14 protein-coding genes are annotated in these 23,316 nt (G+C 63.0%); 9 read left to right on the top strand and 5 right to left on the bottom strand.

The window, feature by feature from the left end:
- Positions 1 to 351: 351 nt before the first annotated feature.
- The gene (gene putA / locus OCX61_RS02230; RefSeq protein WP_261942429.1) at positions 352 to 4,305 is read left to right on the top strand and encodes a trifunctional transcriptional regulator/proline dehydrogenase/L-glutamate gamma-semialdehyde dehydrogenase; all 3,954 of its coding nucleotides are present in this window, start codon (positions 352 to 354) and stop codon (positions 4,303 to 4,305) included.
- Positions 4,306 to 4,397: 92 nt separating this feature from the next.
- On the opposite strand, the gene OCX61_RS02225 is transcribed toward putA, so the two are convergent.
- A complete protein-coding gene (locus tag OCX61_RS02225) occupies positions 4,398 to 7,289 on the bottom strand; it encodes an RHS repeat-associated core domain-containing protein (protein WP_261942428.1) in 2,892 nt (963 codons plus the stop codon).
- 327 nt (positions 7,290 to 7,616) lie between these two features.
- On the opposite strand from OCX61_RS02225, the gene OCX61_RS02220 reads away from it, so the two are divergent.
- The 7 genes from OCX61_RS02220 (at position 7,617) to yccS (ending at position 18,766) form a co-directional block, all read left to right on the top strand.
- Positions 7,617 to 9,419 (top strand): acyl-CoA dehydrogenase, encoded by a 1,803-nt coding sequence (locus OCX61_RS02220; RefSeq protein ID WP_261942427.1) that lies wholly within the window; start codon positions 7,617 to 7,619, stop codon positions 9,417 to 9,419.
- Between the two features lie 31 nt (positions 9,420 to 9,450).
- Positions 9,451 to 10,893: a TldD/PmbA family protein gene (locus OCX61_RS02215; protein WP_261942426.1), complete on the top strand. Its 1,443-nt coding sequence runs from the start codon at positions 9,451 to 9,453 to the stop codon at positions 10,891 to 10,893.
- Positions 10,893 to 12,212, top strand: coding sequence for a TldD/PmbA family protein (locus tag OCX61_RS02210; RefSeq protein ID WP_261942425.1), 1,320 nt, complete (start codon positions 10,893 to 10,895; stop codon positions 12,210 to 12,212). The genes OCX61_RS02215 and OCX61_RS02210 overlap by 1 nt, the downstream gene beginning before the upstream one ends.
- Before the next feature lie 108 nt (positions 12,213 to 12,320).
- Positions 12,321 to 13,748, top strand: a complete 1,428-nt coding sequence (gene mdtD / locus OCX61_RS02205) for a multidrug transporter subunit MdtD (protein WP_261942424.1) — start codon at positions 12,321 to 12,323, stop codon at positions 13,746 to 13,748.
- Between the two features lie 112 nt (positions 13,749 to 13,860).
- Positions 13,861 to 15,195: an ATP-dependent RNA helicase DbpA gene (gene dbpA, locus OCX61_RS02200; protein WP_261944260.1), complete on the top strand. Its 1,335-nt coding sequence runs from the start codon at positions 13,861 to 13,863 to the stop codon at positions 15,193 to 15,195.
- Positions 15,196 to 15,317: 122 nt separating this feature from the next.
- Positions 15,318 to 16,499 (top strand): BaiN/RdsA family NAD(P)/FAD-dependent oxidoreductase, encoded by a 1,182-nt coding sequence (locus tag OCX61_RS02195; RefSeq protein WP_261942423.1) that lies wholly within the window; start codon positions 15,318 to 15,320, stop codon positions 16,497 to 16,499.
- Positions 16,500 to 16,582: 83 nt separating this feature from the next.
- A complete protein-coding gene (gene yccS / locus OCX61_RS02190) occupies positions 16,583 to 18,766 on the top strand; it encodes a YccS family putative transporter (protein WP_261942422.1) in 2,184 nt (727 codons plus the stop codon).
- Between the two features lie 123 nt (positions 18,767 to 18,889).
- On the opposite strand, the gene OCX61_RS02185 is transcribed toward yccS, so the two are convergent.
- A complete protein-coding gene (locus tag OCX61_RS02185; protein ID WP_261942421.1) occupies positions 18,890 to 19,627 on the bottom strand; it encodes a substrate-binding periplasmic protein in 738 nt (245 codons plus the stop codon).
- Positions 19,628 to 19,793: 166 nt separating this feature from the next.
- On the opposite strand from OCX61_RS02185, the gene OCX61_RS02180 reads away from it, so the two are divergent.
- The gene (locus tag OCX61_RS02180; protein WP_261942420.1) at positions 19,794 to 20,267 is read left to right on the top strand and encodes a GNAT family N-acetyltransferase; all 474 of its coding nucleotides are present in this window, start codon (positions 19,794 to 19,796) and stop codon (positions 20,265 to 20,267) included.
- Here OCX61_RS02180 and OCX61_RS02175 read toward each other — a convergent pair.
- Genes OCX61_RS02175 through OCX61_RS02165 form a run of 3 tightly spaced genes read right to left on the bottom strand, consistent with a single transcriptional unit; the run spans position 20,242 to position 23,211 of the window.
- On the bottom strand, positions 20,242 to 20,538 hold the full coding sequence (locus OCX61_RS02175) for a winged helix-turn-helix domain-containing protein (RefSeq protein ID WP_023378388.1): 297 nt from the start codon (positions 20,536 to 20,538) through the stop codon (positions 20,242 to 20,244). The genes OCX61_RS02180 and OCX61_RS02175 overlap by 26 nt on opposite strands.
- A 12-nt stretch (positions 20,539 to 20,550) precedes the next feature.
- The gene (locus tag OCX61_RS02170) at positions 20,551 to 21,051 is read right to left on the bottom strand and encodes a M48 metallopeptidase family protein (RefSeq protein WP_027920691.1); all 501 of its coding nucleotides are present in this window, start codon (positions 21,049 to 21,051) and stop codon (positions 20,551 to 20,553) included.
- 39 nt (positions 21,052 to 21,090) lie between these two features.
- Positions 21,091 to 23,211, bottom strand: a complete 2,121-nt coding sequence (locus OCX61_RS02165; protein WP_261942419.1) for a putative bifunctional diguanylate cyclase/phosphodiesterase — start codon at positions 23,209 to 23,211, stop codon at positions 21,091 to 21,093.
- Positions 23,212 to 23,316: the final 105 nt, after the last annotated feature.

Below are 23,316 nucleotides of genomic sequence, written 5' to 3'. Positions count from 1 at the left end.
CCTGGCGTTTGTTTTTATCTCATGCGCAACCCTCATCGAAGACGGTTGCACCCAGGCGGCGCATCCTATGCAACAACGCAAAGTCGGTGCAACCATTTTTCATTTGCAAGTTGCACCCACTCGTGCCATTTCAGAAAAATCTGCTTTTTTGCTTCATTCGGGAGCAAAAAGCGCGTTTTTCATAAGAAAACGCACTGTAGGCAGTTCCTTTTTTAGCTGTAGGAAATGTCGCCGGACGAGTTGCACCTTTTCTTCAAGAAATTCGGGTTGCACCTGGTTGCACCCGAATTCGCCTACAGCTAATCTTGGCGCAGCTTAAGCCACAGCCGTGGCAATAATGAGGATAAGAAATTGGCGACGACCACCCTTGGGGTCAAACTTGACGACCCGACCCGTGAGCGACTCAAGGCAGCTGCGCAGTCCATCGACCGCACGCCGCACTGGTTGATCAAGCAAGCGATCTTCAATTACCTGGAGAAGCTCGAGGGTGGCGCCACCCTGACCGAACTCAACGGTCACGCCAACAACCTGGTCGACGACGCTGGCGAGGTCCAGCCAGACCACGCCCACCAGTGCTTCCTCGAGTTCGCCGAAAGCATCCTGCCGCAGTCGGTATTGCGTTCCGCGATCACCGCCGCCTACCGTCGCCCCGAGCAGGAAGTGGTGCCGATGCTGCTCGAGCAGGCGCGCCTGAGCGCTCCACTGGCCGAAGCCACCAACAAGCTGGCGGCCGGCATCGCCGAAAAGCTGCGCAATCAGAAGAGTGCTGGCGGCCGTGCTGGCATCGTTCAGGGCCTGCTGCAGGAGTTTTCCCTGTCGTCTCAGGAAGGCGTGGCCCTTATGTGCCTGGCCGAAGCCCTGCTGCGCATCCCCGACAAAGGCACCCGCGACGCCCTGATCCGCGACAAGATCAGCAACGGCAACTGGCAGCCGCACCTGGGCAACAGCCCGTCGCTGTTCGTCAACGCCGCCACCTGGGGCCTGCTGCTGACCGGCAAGCTGGTCTCCACCCATAATGAAGCCGGCCTCACCTCCTCGCTGACCCGCATCATCGGCAAGAGTGGCGAACCGATGATCCGCAAGGGCGTCGACATGGCCATGCGCCTGATGGGCGAGCAGTTCGTGACCGGCGAAACCATTGCCGAAGCCCTGGCCAATGCCAGCCGCTTCGAAGCCAAGGGCTTCCGTTACTCCTACGACATGCTGGGCGAAGCCGCACTGACCGAGCATGACGCACAGAAGTACCTGGCGTCCTACGAGCAGGCCATCCACTCGATCGGCAAAGCCTCCCATGGCCGCGGCATCTATGAAGGCCCGGGCATCTCGATCAAGCTGTCGGCGCTGCACCCGCGCTACAGCCGCGCCCAGTATGAGCGCGTGATGGAAGAGCTGTACCCGCGCCTGCTGTCGCTGACCCTGCTGGCCAAGCAATATGACATCGGTCTGAACATCGACGCCGAAGAAGCCGACCGCCTGGAGCTGTCCCTCGACCTGCTCGAGCGCCTGTGCTTCGAGCCGGCCCTGGCGGGCTGGAACGGCATCGGTTTCGTCATCCAGGCCTACCAGAAGCGTTGCCCGTACGTGATCGACTACGTCATCGACCTGGCCAAGCGCAGCCGCCACCGCCTGATGATCCGCCTGGTAAAGGGCGCCTACTGGGACAGCGAGATCAAGCGCGCCCAGGTCGAGGGCCTGGAAGGCTACCCGGTCTACACCCGCAAGGTGTATACCGATGTGTCCTACGTGGCCTGCGCCCGCAAGCTGCTGGCCGTGCCGGAAGCCATCTACCCGCAGTTCGCTACCCACAACGCTCACACCCTGTCGGCCATCTACCACATCGCCGGCCAGAACTACTACCCGGGCCAGTACGAGTTCCAGTGCCTGCACGGCATGGGTGAACCACTGTACGAACAGGTTGTAGGCAAGGTCGCCGACGGCAAGCTGAACCGTCCGTGCCGCGTATACGCCCCGGTCGGCACCCACGAAACCCTGCTGGCCTACCTGGTTCGCCGCCTGTTGGAAAACGGCGCCAACACCTCGTTCGTCAACCGCATCGCCGACCACTCGATCTCGATCCAGGAACTGGTTGCCGACCCGGTCGCCAGCATCGAGCGCATGGGCACCCAGGAGGGCAACATCGGCCTGCCGCACCCACGCATCCCGCTGCCGCGCGAGCTGTATGGCAGCGACCGCGCCAACTCGGCCGGTATCGACATGGCCAACGAACACCGCCTGGCGTCGCTGTCCTGCGCCATGCTGGCCACTGCCAACAACGACTGGAAGGCCACCCCGCTGCTGGCCTGCGCCGCCAGCGAAGCTGCAGCCGTGCCGGTACTGAACCCGGCGGACCACCGTGACGTGGTCGGCCACGTGCAGGAAGCGACCGTCGCCGACGTCGACAATGCCATCCAGTGCGCGCTGAACGCTGCACCAATCTGGCAGGCCACTCCGCCAGCCGAGCGGGCCGCGATCCTCGAACGCACCGCCGACCTGATGGAAGCCGAAATCCAGCCGCTGATGGGCCTGCTCATCCGCGAAGCCGGCAAGACTTTCGCCAACGCCATCGCCGAAGTGCGCGAAGCCGTCGACTTCCTGCGCTACTACGCGGTGCAGGCACGCAACGCTTTCAGCAACGACGCCCATCGCCCGCTGGGCCCGGTGGTGTGCATCAGCCCGTGGAACTTCCCGCTGGCGATCTTCACCGGCCAGGTGGCCGCAGCCCTGGCTGCCGGCAACCCGGTGCTGGCCAAACCGGCCGAGCAGACCCCGCTGATCGCCGCCCAGGCCGTGCGCCTGCTGCTGGAGGCCGGTATCCCGGAAGGCGTGCTGCAACTGCTGCCTGGTCGCGGTGAAACCGTCGGTGCCGGCCTGGTCGGTGACGAGCGCGTCAAAGGTGTGATGTTCACCGGCTCCACCGAAGTTGCCCGCCTGCTGCAACGCAACGTCGCTGGGCGCCTGGACAACCAGGGCCGGCCGATCCCGCTGATCGCCGAAACCGGCGGCCAGAATGCGATGATCGTCGACTCCTCGGCACTGACCGAGCAGGTGGTCATCGATGTGGTGTCCTCCGCCTTCGACAGCGCCGGCCAGCGTTGCTCGGCCCTGCGCGTGCTGTGCCTGCAGGAAGACTCCGCCGACCGCGTGATCGAAATGCTCAAGGGCGCCATGGCCGAAAGCCGCCTGGGCTGCCCGGACCGCCTGGCCGTGGACATCGGCCCGGTGATCGACGCCGAAGCCAAGGCCGGTATCGAGAAGCATATCCAGGGTATGCGCGAGAAAGGCCGCTCGGTCTATCAAGTGGCAATTGCCGATGCTGCCGAGATCAAGCGTGGCACCTTCGTCATGCCAACCCTGATCGAGCTGGACAGCTTCGACGAACTGAAACGTGAGATCTTCGGCCCGGTGCTGCACGTGGTGCGTTACAACCGCCGCAACCTCGACCAGCTGATCGAGCAGATCAACGCTTCCGGCTACGGCCTGACCCTCGGCGTGCACACCCGCATCGACGAAACCATCGCCAAGGTGGTGGAAACCGCCAACGCCGGCAACATGTACGTCAACCGCAACATCGTTGGCGCCGTGGTGGGCGTGCAACCGTTCGGCGGTGAAGGCCTGTCCGGCACCGGCCCGAAAGCCGGTGGCCCGCTGTACCTGTACCGCCTGCTGTCGACCCGCCCGGCCGACGCCATCGGCCGCCACTTCCAGCAGCAGGATGGTGCGGGCCAGCCGGATCGAGCCCTGCACGACCAGCTGATCAAGCCGCTACACACCCTCAAGGCCTGGGCCGAGAGCAACCAGCAGGCCGAACTGGCCGCGCTGTGCAACCAGTTCGCCAGCCAGTCGCAGAGCGGCATCGCCCGCCTGCTGCCCGGCCCGACCGGCGAGCGCAACACCTACACCATCCTGCCGCGCGAGCATGTGCTGTGCCTGGCAGACAACGAAGCCGACCTGCTGGCGCAGTTCGCCGCGGTGCTGGCTGTGGGTAGCTCGGCGGTGTGGGCAGACGCAGAACCTGGCAAGGCCCTGCGTGCTCGCCTGCCGAAGGAGCTGCAGACCAAGGTCAAGCTGGTGACGGACTGGAACAAGGACGAAGTGGCGTTCGACGCCGTGATCCACCACGGCGACTCCGACCAGCTGCGCGGCGTGTGCCAGCAGGTGGCCAAGCGCGCTGGCGCGATCGTCGGTGTGCACGGGCTGTCCAGCGGGGATCACCAGATTGCGCTGGAGCGCCTGGTGATCGAGCGGGCAGTGAGTGTGAACACTGCGGCTGCAGGCGGTAACGCCAGCCTGATGACCATTGGCTGACGCCAGGGGTTGCTGATGAAAAAGGAGAGCTTTGGCTCTCCTTTTTTTCTGGCGAGGATGATGCAAGGGCCCTGGCACAAAAGTGCCACGCATCATACCTTCGGAGCACTATTCCTCTTCCAGAACCTTAAGTTCGAATACATCGAATGCCTTGGCACAATCGGTTCACTGGTGTGCACAATACGAATTACCTGCACCGTTGGGTGCTCACTTTGGTGGGAATAAATATCCACACCATCAACCACCGTCAAACTCAACCTAGTGGCCTGCTCGGTAATGACGTCCAGATTGCCATTCAATTCCCCGGATATAATATTCCTAAGCATATATCTTTGCCTTGAAGAAACCCGAACCAAAGGATTTTCTCCTTTTTCAACTTGAATTTTGTGTTCAGGCTCCGACGAAGGCGCCGGCACCCAAGCTGCACGCATCAAGCCAGAGTCATCAACGAGCCCTCCGACAGGCTCAATACCATGTAGCAACTTCCACGTATCGGCCAGATGCGCTTGATGGGCAATAGTAGAAATGACGCCTCGTTGTTGAACGTTGAAATGCTCATCGAGATTGCTTGCCAGCAATGGCATTTCACTGCCCCCCGCCACCACGGAATACGTGCCACGCTTGATGTCCTTTGCGAACTGCTCGGTAACTTGCATGCCCAGAGCGTACTGCGCTTCAGGCCCATAAACATCTTGCACACCTCCAGCAGGACCTATGATTGATTCCGACTCAGTTGGCTGATAGGCAGGTACATTACGCTGCCAAAACACAGTCGTTCTTCTTTTAACAGCAGTCGCCTCAATATTGCCCTTGAATACGACGCCAGCTTGCTCACCCTCAAAAATTTTTGGGAACATGAGCACGCTGTCCAGTACTTTGAACTCTTCGCCAAAGGCCCCCTCGAAACTCTGTTCGCCATCGACATCCTTGAGCGTGGTTGGGTTATTTCTAACCATGCAATACAAATTCAGACCATCCACAGTACCCACCGGATCAGTACTCAGCCAGCGCCCAACCCAGGATTGGTAATAGCGCCTACCGAAATAATAAAGCCCCGTCGCATCACGCTCCTGACCTGAATACCGAATCGTCTTGTAACTTGCCTCCAGCTCGCTTCGCCCAGCCCACAGCGCCGTGCCGCCGAACGGGTAGTACTCTTCCTGGCTGATCAGACTTCCGGCCCCATCGACTTCCAGCGTGCTGCTGCCCAGCAGGTCGCCGTAGCTGTAACGCAACTGATCGTTTGCCATGCCTTCAGGCGCGCCCGCCGGCCAGTGCAAGAGACGCACCTGAGCACGGCCGGCCTCAGCGGCCGTCATCACGCGAAGTTCTTCTTCCAGCCGAGACTCATTGGCTGAACATCGCAACTCCAACCCCGGCAAATATGTCACTCGCTGTATGCGCAGGCGACTGGCCGTGCAGGCGATGCTGACTTTCAGTACACGCTGACTCTGGCTGCCATAGCGATAGAATTCGCTATCATCTGGACGCCCTTCACGCACGATCGGCGCAACCAGTTGCAACTCGCCGCGCGGTGTCCATGCCAAGTGCTGACCCGGCGCCAGCAATGCCTGCTGGCCTCCTGGCCTGAACAACGCCTCCACGGCTGAAGGGGTTTCAGCAAGGTCACTGGATACTGCCCGGTTGCTGCGGTCGCTGACAGTGATTTTTCTCGAATACTGGCAGTTGTTGGCAGGCGCATTGTGGTCCACGCGGCTCAGATTGCCAGCGATATCGTAGGTGTAGGTACGTGAGTAGTTGGTATAAGTGGCGCTATCGAAAGCGACAAGACCAGGCTGATCCCTTGTTCGCAGACCGACATCGACCGACTCGCGCCCGGTGGCACGGACCAGCTGATAGAGACTGTCATACCGACAGGTTCTTTCTGCCACTACCGCTTGATTGCGCCAGTACCTGACGCTTTCGGCTTCGTTGCGCTCACTGCGTACATTGCCTACCGGATCATAGGCGTAGCGCAAGTCCTGCAGTATCTTTCTGCCCGCCTTGTGGCCGGCAGGGCGGGCACAGCGAATGCCCGCCGGGCGCTGGGTGGTAGGCATATAGGAATAATCTGTGATAACGCCATTACCATGCACCTCTGATAACTTCTGCCCGGCAGCGGTATAGACCGAGGACTGCACTATGACACGCTCAGCTGCGCCCATCCGGGAGAACCAGCTGCCCGTCAGCCGTCCCGCCACGTCGTAGCCCAAACGCTGTTGATTACCGGCTGCATCAGTCATCAAAACCTGTGCACCGAAAACATCGGTGGTAAAGCAAGTTTTGTGAGACTGTTTGATCGGTTCCAGATAACTATCCCAGGCCGCGTTGTCATCACCTCGCCAATCGACGTCGGTCTGCTTATCGTCACCGTGTAGCAGCAACCGCCGCTCAACCGACAACTCGGCACCCATGAGGGCCATACGGTCGCGCACCATCACGCCCGCCGTGTCATAGCGACGAATGCATTGCCCTGCCAAGTTATGGGCCTGTTCCTTTACATCAAGACCAGCATATACAAAACGCTCGGTGATGCAGCGAACACCGTCGGCAGTATGTTCGGCAACGTACAACGGCCGGCCTGCGCCAGGGACATCCTCGTAAAAAAAAGTACGCGTCACAGCCTGACTGTAATTATCCCGTTCGCCAGGGTGATTATCCACATTTTTCACATTGAGCAAGGGCCTGCCTGCGCTGTCGTTGAGCGCAATGGCAATACCCGCATCCACGCTCTGTGTACGCAGGGCATTTCCAACCAGGGCATTTATATAAATGAAATTTGCCCGCCCCAATGGGTCAAGGCGCGGATCAATACTACGGCTGAGACCACCGCGCACATCATAATGATGGCGGGTGATGCGCGCCCGGGTATCGTTCAAATCAGCAAAGTGACGATGATAGGCAACTTCACCAACAACCAACCCGCGAGCAAACACCCTGACAGCAGGGGTATTTGCGTAAACGGCCGCATCAGAGTTGAACATTCATGATACTCATTTGCTTGGGCGCCGCGGTGGCGCCATAGGTGGACGCGTCACTCACTCCGTACGAATCACACTACCCGCAAACACAGGCGACCACAACACGTTCGCCCTATCACAAATGCCAGTTGCAGACAGTTTAAAACCATGTCATCACACGCCACTCTCATATATCCCGCTCAACAAACTATCAGGAAGAATTGATCCGTCCAGGCCTGTGTAAAACTGCGAAACATGCTGGGTTGTAATCAACCATCATCTGGATCAATCATGGTAGCCGCTGCCATGGGTCAGCCCTACACTCGGTTCACGCCCCCGAGGACCCCTACCATGCCCGAGACCCTGCTCAGCCCACGCAACCTCGCCTTCGAACTCTACGAAGTCCTCGACGCCGAAGCCCTGACCCAACGCCCGCGCTTCGCCGAGCACTGCCGCGAGACCTTCGACGCGGCCCTGACCACCGCGCGCACCATCGCCGAGAAGTTCTTCGCCCCGCATAACCGCAAGGCCGACGAAAACGAGCCGCGCTATGTGGACGGCCGCGCCGAACTGATCCCCGAGGTGAAGCCCGCCGTCGAAGCCTTCCTCGAAGCCGGCTTCCTCAACGCCAACCGCGACTTCGAAGTGGGCGGCATGCAGTTGCCCAGCCTGGTTTCACAGGCCTGTTTCGCCCACTTCCAGGCGGCCAACGCCGGCACCACGGCCTACCCGTTCCTGACCATGGGTGCGGCCAACCTGATCGAAAGCTTCGGCACCGACGAACAGAAGCGCCTGTACCTGCAGCCGATGATCGAAGGCCGCTACTTCGGCACAATGGCGCTGACCGAGCCCCATGCGGGCTCGTCACTGGCCGATATCCGCACCCGCGCAGAACCCGCTGGCGATGGCACCTACCGGCTCAGAGGCAACAAGATCTTCATCTCTGGCGGCGATCACGAACTGTCGGAGAACATCGTGCATATGGTGCTGGCCAAGCTGCCGGACGCACCGCCTGGCGTTAAGGGCATTTCGCTGTTCATCGTGCCAAAGTACCTGGTCAACCAAGACGGCAGCCGCGGCCCGCGCAACGACGTGCTGCTGGCCGGGCTGTTCCACAAGATGGGCTGGCGCGGCACCACTTCCACCGCGCTCAACTTTGGCGATAAAGGCCAGTGCGTCGGCTATCTGGTCGGCCAGCCGCACCAGGGCCTGGCATGCATGTTCCAGATGATGAACGAGGCGCGCATCGGCGTCGGCATGGGCGCGGTGATGCTCGGCTACGCGGGCTACCTGTATTCGCTGGAATACGCTCGCCAGCGGCCCCAGGGCCGGCTGCCAGACAACAAGGACCCGCACAGCCCGGCCGTGCCGATCATCGAACACAGCGACGTGAAACGCATGCTGCTGGCGCAGAAAGCCTATGTGGAGGGTGCCTTCGACCTGGGCCTGTACGCCGCACGGCTCTTCGACGATACCCACACCGCCAGCGACGAAAGCGCCCGCAAACAGGCCCAGGAACTGCTCGACCTGCTGACCCCGATCGTCAAGTCCTGGCCCTCGACCTTCTGCCTCAAGGCCAACGAACTGGCTATCCAGATTCTCGGCGGCCACGGCTACACCCGCGAGTACCCGGTGGAGCAGTACTACCGCGACAACCGCCTGAACCCGATCCATGAAGGCACCGAAGGTATCCAGTCGCTCGACCTGCTGGGCCGCAAGCTGGCGCAGAACAACGGTGCCGGGCTCAAGCAACTGATCCGCCTGATTGCCGGCAGCGCCGAACGCGCCAGCCACCACCCGGCCCTGGACACCCTTCGCCAGCCGCTGGAGCAGTTGGTCAACCGCCTGCAATCAGTGACCCTGGCGCTGCTCGGCGACCTGGCCGAGGGCAAAGTCGCGGGTGCCCTGGCCAACTCGGCCCTGTACCTCAAGGTCTTCGGCCACTGCGTGATTGGCTGGCGCTGGCTGGAGCAGGCGATCCACGCCGAACTTGGCCTGCTCAAGGGCATCCCCGCTGACCGCGACTTCTATCTCGGCAAGCTGCAGGCCGCTCGTTATTTCCTGACCTGGGAAATTCCTGCCTGCCATAATGAGCTGGCATTGCTCGAGGCACGCGACGACACGTGCCTGGCCATGCAAGACGGGTGGTTCTAGGGGGAGCCACCGTGAAAACGGAGGCTTCCAGATGTTCGATTCCAGCGCCCTGCTGCGCCAGCGCTTTGCCGCGCTGCGCAGTACGGCCGAATTGTTTTCCCTGCGCCATGTGAAACAGTCGCACCAGGCGCTTTCGGTTCGCCGCAATGTGGCCGAGCCGCCGGTCTTCAGCCACGACGAGGGCGCCATGCTGACGGTGCGGGTCAATGGCGTGGAGGCCTATGCGGCCACCGCCGACCTGTCACAGGCCGGCCTGCAACGGGCACTGGAACAGGCCGAGGCACTGGCTCGACAGATCGCCCGGCACAACCTGCTCGACTTGCGCGAGCAGCCTGTGACCAGCGCTCGCCACGACCACCTGTCGCCCAACTTCGACCAGCCGGTACCGAGCCTGGCCGACTGCCTTGGCCTGCTTGCCGACGAATCGGCCAGCGTGCCCAAGGACAGCCGCCTGGTGGACTGGCAGGCCAGCCTGGGCCTGAGCCTGGTCGAGCAGACCTACCTGAACTCGGCCGGCGCCGAACTGCGCCATGCCCAGCGCTTCCTGTTCCCGGGCCTGAGCGTTACCGCCAGCGACGGCCAGGACAGCCAGAGCCGCAGCCTGGGCCGCGACAACTTTGGCCAGCAGGGCGGTTTCGAAATCGTCGAGCGCTGTGGCCTGGTCGGCGCTGCCCGCCGGGTCGCCGATGACGCCTTGCAGCTGCTGTTGGCACCCAACACCCCGAGCGGCGCGCGCGACCTGCTGCTGATGCCCGACCAGATGATGCTGCAGATCCACGAGTCCATTGGCCACCCGCTGGAGATGGACCGCATCCTCGGTGACGAGCGCAACTACGCAGGCACCAGCTTCGTCAAGGCCAGCGACTTCGGCCACCTGCAATACGGCTCCAGCCTGCTCAACGTGACCTTCGACCCGACCATCGGCGAAGAGCTGGCCAGTTACAGCTTCGATGACGACGGTACGGCCGCCAGCAAGCAGTTCCTGATCCGTGAAGGTCTGCTGGTGCGCCCTCTGGGTGGAGCCCTGTCGCAATTCCGTTCGGGCCTGGATGGCGTTGCCAACAGCCGCGCCTGCGGCTGGAACCGTGCGCCGATCGACCGCATGGCCAACCTCAATATCGAACCGGGCGACCAGCCGCTGGATCAGCTGATCCAGGGCATCGAACACGGCATCCTGATGCGCACCAACCGCTCCTGGTCCATCGACGATGCGCGCAACAAGTTCCAGTTCGGCTGTGAATGGGGCCAGCTGATCGAGAACGGCGAGCTCAAGGGCATCGTCAAGAACCCCAACTATCGCGGCATCTCCGCGCAGTTCTGGCGCAACCTCGCGGCGGTCGGCGACCGCAGCACCTTCCAGGTCCTGGGCACGCCCAACTGCGGCAAGGGCGAACCCAACCAGGTGGTGCGGGTCGGGCATGCCTCGCCTGCCTGCGTATTCCGCCAGATCGATGTATTCGGAGGAGACGCCTGATGAAGCACGTTTTCGAAGCCCTGATCGCGGATGTGCGCCGAGCGTTGCAAGCCGACGAGCAATTCACCCTCGGCTACAGCGCCGAACAGTCGCAATTCGTCCGTTTCAACCACGCCAAGGTGCGCCAGGCCGGCGCAGTGAGCCAGGCCAGCGCGCAACTGCGGTTGATCCGTGACGGCCGCCAGGCGGAACAGCAGGTGACCCTGAGTGGCGACGCGCAACTCGACCAGCAACGCCTGATCGCAGCCTTGGAGCAGTTGCGCCAGACCCTGCCACTGCTGGCCATCGACCCGTACCTGCGCCTGGATGAAAGCGCATGGCACAGCCACAGCCAGCAGACGCAGCCCTTGCCCGCACTGAGCGAAGTGCTGGCCCTGCTCGAGCGCGAGGCCGGCGACCTGGACCTGGTGGGCATCTATGCCGCCGGCCCGGTCTGCCGGGGCTTCGCCAGCTCGTTCGGGGCCATTGGCTGGCACCAGGCCAACAGCTTCAACTTCGACTGGAGCCTGTTTCACGAAAATGGCGAGGCGGTGAAGGCCAACTATGCCGGCCAACTTTGGAACGCCGACGAATTCACTACCCGCCTGCGCCAGGCACGGGAACAGCTGGGCTTTCTCGGCCGACCGGCTGTGACCCTCAAGCCCGGCAGCTATCGCGCTTACCTGGCACCTGCGGCCATGGACGAAATCGCCGGCATGCTCTGCTGGGGTGGTTTTTCCGCACAGGCCCTGGCCACCGGCAACAGTGCCCTGCAGCGCCTGTACAACGGCGATGCGCAACTGCACCCGATGGTGAGTTTCAGCGAGCAGGTCAGCGGCTCGCTGAGCCCGGCATTCTCCGATGAGGGTTCACCGCGCCTGGATGTACCGCTGATTCAGCAGGGCAAAGCGCTGCAGCGGTTGGTCAGTGCCCGCAGCGCAGCGGAGTTCGAGTTGCTGGCCAATGGCGCCGACAGCTACGAGTCGCCGTGCGCGTTGAGCCTGGCGCCGGGTAGCTTGCCCGGCGAGCAGATCCTTGAGCGGCTCGGTACCGGGCTGTACATCAGCAACCTCTGGTACCTGAACTACTCCGACCTGCCAGCGGCACGCATGACAGGGCTGACCCGTTTCGCCACCTTCTGGGTGGAAAACGGCCAGATTCAGGGGCCGGTGAGGACCATGCGCTTCGATGACAGCCTGTACAGCTTGCTTGGCAGCCAGCTGGAGGACCTGACCCAGGAGCGCGAGATGATCCTCTCGACCAGTACCTATGGACAGCGCAGTACCGGGTCGAGTCATCTGCCGGGGGCACTGGTCAAAGGTCTGACCCTGACATTGTGATTGCCATTACCGGCCTCTTCGCAGCTAAAGCCGCTCCACCGGGGTTATTCGATCCCTGTGGGAGCGGCTTTAGCCGCGAAGAGGCCGGAACAGACGGAAGAGTACGTCATGCCTGACCGAGCACCGCTGGACCCCACCACCACCCGCTGGCTGCCCTGGGTGGTGGCCATCGCCTTCTTCATGCAGTCCCTGGACGGCACTATCCTCAACACCGCCCTGCCGGCCATGGCCCGTTCGCTAGCCGAAGACCCGCTGCGCATGCAGGGCGTGATCATCGCCTACATGCTCACCGTGGCCCTGCTGATTCCCGCCTCCGGCTGGATCGCCGACCGCTTCGGCACCAAGCGCATCTTCTTCAGCGCCATCCTGCTGTTCAGCTTCGGCTCGCTGCTGTGCGCCACGGCCAACAGCCTCGGCTTCCTGATCTTTGCCCGTGTCGTGCAGGGCCTGGGCGGTGCGCTCATGCTGCCGGTGGGGCGCCTGGTGGTCCTACGTGCCTACCCACGCACCGAGCTGGTGCGGATCATGAGTTTCATCACCATCCCTGGCCTGCTCGGCCCGTTGCTGGGCCCGACCCTGGGCGGCTGGCTGGTGGAGATCCTCAGCTGGCACTGGATCTTCCTGATCAACCTGCCAGTCGGTGCACTGGGCTGCTATGCGGCGTGGAAGTTCATCCCCGACCTGCGCGGGGTGGAGCGCACCCGCTTCGACGGGCCCGGCTTCATCCTGTTCGGCGCAGCGATGGTGTTGATCACCATTGCCATGGAAGGCCTGGGCGAACTGCACCTGCCTCACCTGCGGGTGATGTTGCTGCTGTTCGCCGGCATGGCCTGCCTGGCCGCCTACTGGCTGCGTGCCGGGCGCGACCCGGAGCCGCTGTTCTCGCCCAGCCTGTTCCGCGTGCGCACCTTTGCCATCGGCATCCTCGGCAACCTGTTCGCGCGCCTGGGCAGCGGCGCCTTGCCGTTCCTGGTGCCGTTGCTGCTGCAAGTGGCGCTGGGCTATTCGCCGGCTCAGGCCGGCATGAGCATGATTCCCCTGGCCGCCTCGGCGATGCTGGCCAAGTCCGTCGCCCGGTCACTGATCGAGCGCCTGGGCTATCGCATCGTGCTGACCGGCAACACCTTGCTGCTGGGCATCCTGCTGGCCAGCCTGGGCCTGGTCGACGAACAGACGCCGTACGCCGTGCTGCTGGTGCAACTGGCCTTGCTCGGCGCGGTCAACTCGATGCAGTTCACGGCGATGAACACGGTGACCCTGATCGACCTCGACGATGCCAGCGCCAGCAGCGGCAACAGCCTGCTGTCGGTGGTCGCGCAGCTGTCGCTGAGCCTTGGCGTGGCCTGCGCCGGTGCCTTGCTCGGCGGTTTCACTGCGGCAGGCAGTTCCGAGGGCGTGGAGACCACCTTGGGTGCGTTCCAGCTGACCTTCGTCACCATCGGGGTGATGGCCATGCTGGCGGCGGCGATCTTCCTGCAACTGTCGCCGACGGACGGAAGGCGTGCCCGTCGTCCGGAACAACACATGGAGTCGTAGGGCGAATGGCCACGAGGCTGGTAGACTGTGCGGCATTTTTCGCTTCGCAACGCAGGCCCGCCTCGTGACCACCGAATCCACCGCCTTTGCCACCTTGCCGCTGTCCACCGCCATGCTGGCCAACCTGGACGCCCTCGGCTACGCCTCGATGACGCCGATCCAGGCCCAGAGCCTGCCCGTCATCCTGCGCGGCCAGGACCTGATCGCCCAGGCCAAGACCGGCAGCGGCAAGACTGCCGCCTTCGGCATCGGCCTGCTCAACCCGATCAACCCGCGCTACTTCGGCTGCCAGGCGCTGGTGCTGTGCCCTACTCGCGAGCTCGCCGACCAGGTGGCCAAGGAGCTTCGCCGCCTGGCCCGTGCCGAGGACAACATCAAGATCCTCACCCTCTGCGGCGGCGTGTCGCTGGGCCCACAGATAGCCTCGCTGGAGCACGGTGCGCACATCATCGTCGGCACCCCAGGGCGCATCCAGCAGCACCTGGACAAAGGCACCCTGGTGCTCGACGGCCTGAACACCCTGGTGCTGGACGAAGCCGACCGCATGCTCGACATGGGTTTCTTCGACGCCATCGCCAGCATCATCGGCAAGACCCCGTCGCGCCGCCAGACCCTGCTGTTCTCGGCCACCTACCCGGCCGGCATCGAGCAGCTGGCCGCCGACTTCATGCGCAAGCCGCAACAGGTCAAGGTCGAAAGCCTGCACACTGACAACCAGATCGAGCAGCGCTTCATCGAGATCGACCCGCAGCAACGACTGGAAGCCGTCACTCGCGTGCTTGGCCACTATCGCCCGCAATCGTGCGTGGCGTTCTGCTTCACCAAGCAGCAGTGCGAAGACGTGGTTGCCCACCTGACCGCCAAGGGCATCGTCGCCCAGGCCCTGCATGGCGACCTGGAGCAGCGTGACCGCGACCAGGTGCTGACCATGTTCGCCAACCGCAGCAGCTCGGTGCTGGTGGCCACCGACGTGGCGGCCCGCGGCCTGGACATCGACGGCCTGGACATGGTCATCAACGTCGAGCTGGCGCGCGATGCCGAGATCCATGTGCACCGCGTGGGCCGTACCGGCCGTGCCGGTGAGAAAGGTGTGGCGGTCAGCCTGGTGGCGCCCGCCGAAGGCCATCGTGCCCAGGCCATCGAAGACCTGCAGAAAAGCCCGTTGCGCTGGGACCAGCTGGACAGCCTGAAGAACAAGGGCGAGCCGTTGTTGCCGCTGATGAGCACGCTGTGCATCGCCGCCGGGCGCAAGGACAAGCTGCGTCCGGGCGACATCCTGGGTGCGCTGACCGGCGATGCCGGGATCCCGGGCAAACAGGTGGGCAAGATCGCCATCTTCGATTTCCAGGCCTTCGTTGCCGTGGAGCGGGCGCTGGCCAAGCAGGCCATGCAGCGCTTGAACAGCGGCAAGATCAAGGGCCGGTCCCTTAAAGTCCGCATCATCTAAAAGCTTGGCAAGGTCCCTGTGGGAGTGGGTTTACCCGCGAATGCGATGGTGGGCTCACCGCCGCCTTCGCGGGTAAACCCGCTCCCACAGGGTTCAGCGATTCTTTCAAAAAGGTTTACACCGTGCACTCCACCGACGTGATCATCCTCGGCGCCGGCGCCGCCGGCCTGATGTGCGCCCAGCTCAGCGCCCGCCGTGGCCGCCGGGTGCTGCTGCTCGACCACGCCAACAAGCCCGGCAAGAAGATCCTCATGTCCGGCGGCGGGCGCTGCAACTTCACCAACATGTACACCGAACCGAGCAACTTCCTCTCGCACAACGCGCACTTCTGCAAGTCAGCCCTGGCCCGCTACACCCAGTGGGACTTCATCGAGCTGGTCAGCAAGCACGGCGTGCCGTACCACGAGAAGAAGCTCGGCCAGCTGTTCTGCGACAACAAGGCCAGCGACATCCTCGACATGCTCCTGGCCGAGTGCGACGAGGCCGGTGCCGAGATCCGCATGCACACCAGCATCGAGCAGATCGAGAAGACCGAAGCCGGCTACCTGCTGCAAACCAGTGGTGGCCAGTTCACCTGCCAGTCGCTGGTGATCGCCACCGGCGGCCTGTCGATCCCGACCTTGGGCGCCACCGGCTTTGGTTACCAGGTGGCCCGCCAGTTCGGCCACACCCTGCTGCCGACCCGCGCCGGGCTGGTGCCGTTCACCATCACCGAGCCCCAACTCAAGGCACTGTGCACCGAGTTGTCGGGCACCTCGCTCGACTGCACGGCCAGCTGCAACGGCACCAGCTTCCGCGAGAACCTGCTGTTCACCCACCGCGGCCTCAGTGGCCCGGCGATCCTGCAGATCTCGTCGTTCTGGGAAGCCGGCGACACGGTGGAGATCAACCTGCTGCCGGATCGCGATGCGCTGAGCTGGCTGCAGCAGGTGCAGGCCGAGCGCGCCAACGCCGAACTGAAGACCGTGCTGGGCGAGGTGTTCACCCGCAAGCTGGCCAACCTGCTGGCCGAGCAGTGGTTCGAGTCGCGGCCGATGAAACAGTACACCCCGGCGGAACTGGCGCAGATCGCCGAAAGACTGGCGAACTGGCAAGTGGTGCCGGCCGGCACCGAAGGCTACCGCACCGCGGAAGTGACCCTCGGTGGCGTGGACACCCGCGAAGTGTCGTCCAAGACCATGGAATCGCTGAAAAGCCCTGGGCTGTATTTCATCGGCGAAGTGCTCGACGTCACCGGCCATCTGGGCGGTTTCAATTTCCAGTGGGCCTGGGCATCCGCCAACGCCGCTGCGCAGTTCGTGTAGAGTAGAATCCATTCAGCAGCACGGAACGCTTCTTGCTGGCCGTGCTGCAATGCATTCATTCGATCACTGCCTAGCAGGCCATCATGTCATCGAGTTCGTTCCGTCAGTCACTGCGTCGCCTGTGGGGCCAAGACAAGTTCAGCTACAGCATCCGGGTCACCATCGCCCTCACCGGCAGCCTGGCCCTGTGCTGGTACCAGAACGAGATGGCCCTGCTGATTCCACTGTTCCTCGGCATCATCGCCAGCGCCCTGGCCGAGACCGATGACAGCTGGCAGGGCCGCCTCAGCGCCCTGGCCGTTACCCTCACCTGCTTTGCCATCGCCGCGCTGGCGGTCGAGTTGCTGTTCCCCTACCCATGGATCTTCGTCATCGCCCTGGCCCTGGCCGCGTTCGGCCTGACCATGCTCGGCGCCCTTGGCGAGCGCTATGGCGCAATTGCCTCGGCAACGCTGATCACCTCGGTGTACACCATGATCGGCGTGGACCAGCGTGGCGGGCAGGTCACCGACTTCTGGCACGAGCCGATGCTGCTGGTGGCGGGCGCGGCCTGGTACGGGCTGCTCTCGGTGCTGTGGCAGGCGCTGTTTTCCAACCAGCCGGTACAGCAGAGCCTGGCCAAGCTGTTCTTCGAACTCGGCAGCTACCTCAAGCTCAAGGCCAGCCTGTTCGAGCCGATCCGCAACCTCGATGTCGAGGCCCAGCGCCTGGCGCTGGCCCAGCAGAATGGCAAGGTGGTGGCGGCGCTCAATGCGGCCAAGGAAATCATCCTGCACCGGGTCGGCAACAGCCAGCCGAACTCCAAGGTCAGCCGCTACCTCAAACTGTACTTCCTGGCCCAGGACATCCACGAACGGGTCAGCGCCTCGCACTACCCTTACAACGCCCTCAACGAGGCGTTCTTCCACAGCGATGTGATGTTCCGCTGCCAGCGCCTGCTGCGCAAACAGGGTGCCTCCTGCCAGGAGCTGGCCCGCTCGATCCGCCTGCGCCAGCCTTTCGTGCTGGCCAGCGGTTTCGCCGAAGCCCTGGAAGATCTCAACGCCTCACTTGAACACCTGCGCATCCAGAGCAACCCGGCCTGGCGTGGCCTGTTGCGTTCGCTGCGCGCCCTGGCCGCCAACCTGGCGACCCTCGACCGCCTGCTCAGCGCCGCCAGCAATCCCGACAGCCTGGCCGATGCCAGCGACAGCAGCCTGCTGGACCGCTCGCCACGCAGCCTGAAGGACGTGTGGACGCGCCTGCGCACCCAGCTGACACCGACCTCGCTGCTGTTCCGCCATGCCCTGCGCCTGCCGCTGGCGCTGTCGATCGGCTATGGCATGGTGCACCTGATCCACCCGACCCAAGGCTACTGGATCATCCTCACCACGCTGTTCGTCTGCCAGCCCAACTATGGCGCCACCCGACGCAAGCTGGTGCAGCGGATCTTCGGCACTGCGATCGGCCTGACCGTCGGCTGGGCGCTGTTCGACCTGTTCCCCAACCCGGTCATCCAGTCGCTGTTCGCCGTGGCGGCGGGCGTGGTGTTCTTCGTCAACCGCACCACCCGTTACACCCTGGCCACCGCAGCGATCACGCTGATGGTGTTGTTCTGCTTCAACCAGATCGGCGATGGCTACGGCCTGTTCCTGCCGCGCCTGTTCGATACCCTGGTCGGCAGCCTGATCGCCATTCTCGCGGTGTTCCTGTTCCTCCCCGACTGGCAGGGCCGGCGCTTGAACAAGGCGCTGGCCAACACCCTGGCCTGTGCCAGCGTGTACCTGCGCCAGATCATGCAGCAGTACGCCCACGGCAAGCGCGACGACCTCGCCTACCGCCTGGCCCGGCGCAACGCCCACAACGCCGACGCGGCGCTGTCGACCACACTGGCCAACATGCTCATGGAGCCAGGGCATTTCCGTAAGGAAGCCGATGTCGGCTTCCGTTTCCTGGTGCTGTCGCACACCTTGCTCAGTTACCTGTCGGGGTTGGGTGCGCATCGCGATGCAGCCCTGCCGGCAGAAGTACAGGAGCAGTTGATCGATGGCGCCGGGCAGAGTCTGGCCAATAGCCTGGACGAAATTGCCAATGGCCTGGCGGCGCGGCTGCCGGTGGCGATTCACAGCGATGCCGAAGAAGCGCTGGCCGATGCCCTGGAGCAGATGCCCGAAGAGCTGGATGAGCACCAGCGCCTGGTGCAGACGCAGCTGGCGTTGATCTGCCGGCAGCTGGGGCCGCTGCGCACCTTGGCCGCGCACCTGATCAAAGAGGCGCCGTCAGCCTGAGTTTTCCACTACCGGCCCTTTCGCGGGCAAGCCCGCTCCCACACAGATAGCGCCAGGCCAAAGGCAGCGCGCAACCTGTGGGAGCGGGCTTGCCCGCGAAAGGGCCGGAGCAGGCAGCCAAGATCAGAAACCATGCTGGCGCATCAGCCGTGCATAGCTGCCATCGGCCTTCATCGCCGCGATGGCCTGTTCGAACCGCTCGACGATCTGCTGGTGATCGGGGTGCTTGAGGCTCACCAGGATATGCAAGGTATTCTCTGCCAGCGGCGGCCCCACCAACGTCACGCCCTCGCGCACTGCCTGCGGCTCGCGTTGCAGGTTGTAGCGCGCCACGTATTCATCTTCCACGGCCAGGTTGACTCTTCCGGCTGCCAGCATGCGTACGGCGGTGGAGAAGTTGCGTACCGCCACCTTGTTCAAGCGGGTATCGCTATCGAATGCGGGTGAATAGGCATAGTCACGCACGACCGCAATACTGTAGGGAAAAAGATCGCCCTGATTTTCGTAGCTGAAGGTGTCGTCCTTGCGCTTGAGCAGGCGAATGCGATTGCTCAGGTAGCCCTTGGAAAACTGCCCGATCTGTTTGCGCGCATCGTTGTACCAGGCACTGATCAGCACGTCGTAGCGCCCTTCGCCAATCCCCATCAATGCCCGCGCCCAAGGCACTTCCTCGTAGCCGCTTGCATACCCGGCGCGAGCCAGCGCCGTGGTGACCAGGCTGGTGGCCAGCCCGCCACCCGGCATGGCGCTGTCGGTGAACGGCGGCCAGTTGTCGGCCACCAGCCGCAGCCTGTCCTGGCCGAATGCAGGTGCTGCCAGGAGCAGGCCCAGCAAACCCAACGCGCAAAGCAGTGGCCGCATGCAGATGTCCTTTTGCAGTGGGAGGCACACGCTGTGAAAGGCGACTCGCAGATGAGGTTACACAATGCCGTCGGCGGGGGCAGCGGCCAATAATGTCATTTAGCCTCTATTTTGGCCGAACTGCGAAAATTTGCGATGATCAGTCATCCATTTCAGGAGTTACCCCATGTCCATCCGCTGGCTCTGCAAGCATCACTCCGACCTCGAAAAGCAGGAGCTGTACGCCATCCTGCAACTGCGTACCGCCGTGTTCGTGGTCGAGCAACGCTGTGCCTACCAGGAAGTCGATGGCCAGGACCTGACGGGCGACACACCGCACCTGATGGGCTGGCAGGGTGACAAGCTGGTGGCCTACCTGCGCCTGCTCGACCCGCAGTCCCAGAGTGGCGATGTGGTCATCGGGCGAGTGGTGACCTCACCTGATGCGCGCGCGCTGAAACTCGGGCATCCGTTGCTGCTCAAGGGGCTGGAAGCAGCCGAGCACTGCTGGCATGGCACGCCGGTGTACCTGTCAGCCCAGGCACACCTGCAAGGTTTCTATGCCCGCCACGGTTTCGAGGTGGTCGGCGAGCAGTACCTGGAAGACGATATTGCGCATATCGGCATGCGCAAGGTCATGGATACCCCAGTACTTCCCTGATCTGCCGCAGGTGCTGGATGATCCACTGCTTGTCGATCGCCCCCCAGTCATGGATGCGGTAATGCCCGGCATGATTGCGCGCCCCTTCCTGCTGCTCGAACTCGCAAACGATGTCCAGGTCGGCGAGTGCGGCGATGGTGTCCTGGGCCGTTCGCCGCGGCATGCCGGTGGCCTCCATCAGCGCCGGCACGCTGGTGGCGGTCTGGCTATCGATCAGCCAGGCCACGTACAGGCGGCGGTAGAAACTGCTCTTGGTCTTGCTCACATCCATGCTGCGTGATCCTTACAGGTTGCCCGGCAACTCCCGATAGGTCAGGTAGACGCGCAGGTCGAATTCCAGTTGGTGGTAAGCCGGCTCCATGTGCTGACAGAGCTGGTAGAACGCCTTGTTGTGATCGCGCTCGCGCAGGTGCGCCAGTTCGTGCACCACGATCATGCGCAGGAATTCCGGCGCCGCCTCCTTGAACAGCGAGGCGATACGGATTTCCTTCTTTGCCTTGAGCTTGCCGCCTTGCACCCGCGACACTGCGGTATTGAGCCCCAGGGCCCGATGGGTCAGGTCCAGGCGGTTGTCGAACAGCACCTTGTCCAGGTTTGGCGCACTGCGCAGGTATTGCTGGCGCAGGTCCTGGGCATAGCCGTACAGCGCCTTGTCGCTCTGCACGTCATGGCGACCGGGGTAGCGGCGCTGCAGGTACTCGCCCAGGCGGTCGCTGTCGATCATCTGCCGCACCTGCTCCTGCAGGTGCGGTGGGTAGGCTTGCAAATAGCGTAATACGGTCATGGCACGGCATTCGACGTAACGAATGCCGATTCTAGCCAATCATGGCCGCAGCCAGGGAAAAATCGCCTTGAAGCCAGTGGCATCCACCGCCGTCATCGGGCGTGCGACCAGAAAGCCCTGTACGTAAGCGCAACCGTTTGCCTTCAGCCACGCAGCCTGGGCCTGTGTTTCAACCCCCTCTGCGATCACGGTGATGCCGTAGTCCGCGCACAGGCCGATGACACTGCGCACCAATGCAGCATCCACCGCAGAATCCGGCAGCCGAGCTACCAGATGGCGGTCCAGCTTCAACGTGTCGATGTGCAGGTCGCGCAACATGCGCAGCGAGCAGTCACCCGCGCCAAAATCGTCCAGCGCCACACGCACGCCCAATGCGCGCAGGCGGTGAATCTGCTTGATCGCCGTGTCGATGTTGTACATCAGCGAGGTCTCGGCCACCTCGACCTCCAGCTGCGCCGGGTCGAGCTGATATTCCTGGATTACCCGCTGCAGCTCATCGACCAGGCTGGGCATGCAGAACTGCGCGCGGCTCAGGCTGATGCCCAACACCAGTTCCGGGGCAAAATGCTGGCACCAGGCCTTACGCTGTGCGGCTCCTTGGCGGTAGATCCAGCTGGCCAGGCGGTTGATCAGCCGGGCTTCTTCCAGCAACGGTATGAACAGCCCTGGCGGCACGTCACCAACGCTGGGATGCTGCCAGCGCAGCAGGGCCTCGAACCCCCGTAGCTGACCATCGGCAAAGGCCACCTGGGGCTGGTACACGAGGCTGAAATCCTGGGCCTCGACGGCATTTCGCACGCTGTCTTCAAGCATCAGCCGCGAGCGGGCGCGGCCATTGAGCTCCTGATCGTAGAAGCGATACTGCTGGCGACCGGCCTGTTTGGCTGCATACATCGCCGTATCGGCAGCGCGCAGCAGGCCTTCGACACTGCTGCCACAGTCGGGGTAAGTGGCGATACCGATGCTGACGCCCAGGCACACATCCAGTCCTTCCACCTGCTGCGGGATCGATACCCGCTCAAGCAGTTTTTCGGCATAGCGCCCGGCCTGTTCCGGATAGGGCAGGCCGTCGAACAGCGCGGTGAACTCGTCGCCGCCCATGCGCGCCAGCAGCGCTTCGCTACCCAGGCAGTCCTTGAGCTGCTCGGCCACCCAGTGCAGCACCCGGTCACCGGCCTCATGGCCCAGCGAGTCATTGATCCGCTTGAAGCCATCGAGGTCCATGTACATCAGGGCCTGGGTCTTGTTCGAGCGCTCGCCACGCAGCAATGCGCCTTCGGCGGCCTGATAGAAGCCGCGGCGGTTGAGCAGCCCGGTCAAGGGGTCGGTCACCGCCTGGTATTCGAGCTGCTGGTGCAGATTGCGCTCAACCGACATGTCCAGCACCGTGACCACCATCGCCTGTTGCTCCGCCGGCAACGGCGCGCACGACAGCGCCACAGGCACCAGCTGACCACCCGGGGTACGCAGGAGGGCATCATGGACCCGCACGATCTGCCGCGCGAGATAGGCGTTGTGGAATTCGGATTCGCTCCACAGGGTTGCATTGGCCAACTGCAGCAGATCGAGCAGGTGGGCACCCTGCAGTTGTTCGACCGGGGTATGCATCAGGCGCGAGATCGCCGGGTTGGCAAAGCTGATAACACCCTCGGCGTCGACCACCAGGATGCCTTCGGCGGCATTTTCCAGGATCGAAGCATTGAACGCCCTGGCGGCTTCCAGCTCGCGGGTCAGCCGCTGCAGCATGCGCCGGTTGCGCTGCTGGTCCAGCTGCGCCTGCACCTTGGGCTTGAGAATCTGTGGATCGAAGGGTTTGAACAGGTAATCCACCGCACCACTGGCATAGCCCTTGAGTACGGCGGCATCGGACTGCTCGTTGGCGGTGAGGAAGATGATCGGGGTCAGCCGGGTTCGTTGGCTGCCGCGCATCAGGCGAGCGACCTCGAAGCCGTCCATTTCCGGCATCTGCACATCGAGCAGCACCAGATCGACCTCGTGTTCGAGCAAAGTACCCAAGGCTTCCATCCCTGAGCTTGCCGTCAACACCTGCCAATCACTACGTGCCAACAAGGCCCGCATGCTGATGAGGTTTTCCGGGTAATCATCTACCACCAGGAGAACCGATTTGCCATCCAGTGGCTGAGGGTAAGCGCCATCCATGCTGCTTCTCTTGTTTGACCGACTTCGACTTGCTATTGGATCCGTTTAATACTCTAGACCTGCCGTTGCGACTAGCAATGCAATCAGATCGCTATCAGTGAATAA

The organism is Pseudomonas sp. LRP2-20 (assembly GCF_024349685.1).
Taxonomy (GTDB): domain Bacteria; phylum Pseudomonadota; class Gammaproteobacteria; order Pseudomonadales; family Pseudomonadaceae; genus Aquipseudomonas.
Note: the sequence above shows the minus strand (reverse complement) of the source record. Positions and strands in the feature narration are given on the sequence as shown.

Bases quoted from the DNA above. Each gene is read 5' to 3' on its own strand.
- dbpA (WP_261944260.1), top strand. From the start codon at position 13,861: ATGCTGGCCAACCTGGACGCCCTCGGCTACGCCTCGATGACGCCGATC.
- OCX61_RS02210 (WP_261942425.1), top strand. From the start codon at position 10,893: ATGAAGCACGTTTTCGAAGCCCTGATCGCGGATGTGCGCCGAGCGTTG.
- OCX61_RS02170 (WP_027920691.1), bottom strand. From the start codon at position 21,051: ATGACCGTATTACGCTATTTGCAAGCCTACCCACCGCACCTGCAGGAG.
- OCX61_RS02175 (WP_023378388.1), bottom strand. From the start codon at position 20,538: ATGGATGTGAGCAAGACCAAGAGCAGTTTCTACCGCCGCCTGTACGTG.
- OCX61_RS02215 (WP_261942426.1), top strand. From the start codon at position 9,451: ATGTTCGATTCCAGCGCCCTGCTGCGCCAGCGCTTTGCCGCGCTGCGC.
- mdtD (WP_261942424.1), top strand. From the start codon at position 12,321: ATGCCTGACCGAGCACCGCTGGACCCCACCACCACCCGCTGGCTGCCC.
- OCX61_RS02165 (WP_261942419.1), bottom strand. From the start codon at position 23,211: ATGGATGGCGCTTACCCTCAGCCACTGGATGGCAAATCGGTTCTCCTG.
- OCX61_RS02220 (WP_261942427.1), top strand. From the start codon at position 7,617: ATGCCCGAGACCCTGCTCAGCCCACGCAACCTCGCCTTCGAACTCTAC.
- OCX61_RS02180 (WP_261942420.1), top strand. From the start codon at position 19,794: ATGTCCATCCGCTGGCTCTGCAAGCATCACTCCGACCTCGAAAAGCAG.
- yccS (WP_261942422.1), top strand. From the start codon at position 16,583: ATGTCATCGAGTTCGTTCCGTCAGTCACTGCGTCGCCTGTGGGGCCAA.
- OCX61_RS02225 (WP_261942428.1), bottom strand. From the start codon at position 7,289: ATGTTCAACTCTGATGCGGCCGTTTACGCAAATACCCCTGCTGTCAGG.
- OCX61_RS02185 (WP_261942421.1), bottom strand. From the start codon at position 19,627: ATGCGGCCACTGCTTTGCGCGTTGGGTTTGCTGGGCCTGCTCCTGGCA.